Genomic DNA, 1,301 nt, shown 5'->3' on the forward strand with positions numbered 1-1,301 from the left:
TGCTGTCGTCCTACGACATCGACGCCGGCGGCGAATCCAGGCTCTGGATCATCACTGAGGCCAATCGCAGTTCGACCACCCTGTTGCTCCCTAGCGACTACTGACCTCGCCCCCACGGCGATTCCATCCACTCCACCCTGCAGGGTATGCCGATACCCGAAAGGGACGTGCATGCCCTGCTTTCTTCCTTCACCCGCAGGAGATGCACATGAACGCTCAGACCCAACCGGCCGCCCTGGCCGCCTTCCCCCTGAACATCAACCTGACCGACTTCATCGACGAGTTCGGCGACGAGCTCCTGGAGTCGCTCAATCGCTCCAACCCCCCGGTCTATACCGGCTCCGATAACGCTCACCGCCAGTTGGTGATGGACCGACTCAAGCGCAAGCCCTTCGCGGCCCAGGCCGAGGTCGTCCAGGCCATCACCGCCCTGCTGCTGGACCGTAACGAGCAGGCCGGAATCATCAACGCCGAGATGGGCACCGGGAAAACCATGATGGCCATCGCTGTCGCAGCGGTCATGCATGCGGCCGGCTATCGCCGGACCCTGGTCGTCTCTCCGCCGCACCTGGTCTACAAGTGGCGCCGCGAAATACTGGAGACCATCCCAGACGCTCGCGTCTGGGTACTCAACGGCCCGGACACTCTGCTCAAGCTGCTCAAGCTACGAGATCAGATGGGCGACGCCTACGACGGACGCCAGGAGTTCTTCATCCTCGGCCGCGTGCGGATGCGGATGGGTTTCCATTGGTGGCTCGCCTGCTGGAAGAAGCGCGCCGCCGGCGGCCAACTGCTCGCTGCGTGCCCGGATTGCGGCCAGGTCCTCGAGGACCTGGAAGGCAACCTGGTCACGGTGGAGGAGTTCGAGCGTGGTGACCGTCGACGTACCTGTTCCTCCTGTCGTGGGGCACTCTGGACACTGATCCGGCCAGGCAAGCCTGACGGCGGCAACCGGCGCGCAACGATCCTCACGTCGATGTGTCGGATTCCAACCATCGGCCCGGTCAGGGCGGAGCGCCTGCTGAACGACTTCGGCGAGGACTTCCTGGCCACGATGTTGGTGGACAACGTCTCGGAGTTCATCAACCTGATGGACGCCAAGGGCAACTTCGTCTTCAGCGATCGGCAGGCCAAACGCATGGAGCGATCGATGGCAAATATCGAGTTCGGCTTCGGTGAAGGCGGCTACCAACCGACCGAGTTCATCAAGCGCTACCTACCTGATGGCTACTTCGACCTGCTGGTGGTGGACGAGGGACATGAGTACAAGAACAGCGGCTCGGCCCAGGGCCAGGCCATGG

At 63.0% G+C, this 1,301-nt stretch carries 1 protein-coding gene; it reads left to right on the forward strand.

The features are described 5' to 3' along the window. Nucleotides 1-208: 208 nt before the first annotated feature. On the forward strand, nt 209-1,301 hold a 1,093-nt coding region (locus JHD77_RS33340), incomplete at its 3' end, for a DEAD/DEAH box helicase family protein (RefSeq protein ID WP_199506556.1).

Origin of the sequence: Pseudomonas sp. P20, from assembly GCF_016463925.1 — a bacterium.
Classification (GTDB): domain Bacteria; phylum Pseudomonadota; class Gammaproteobacteria; order Pseudomonadales; family Pseudomonadaceae; genus Pseudomonas; species Pseudomonas aeruginosa.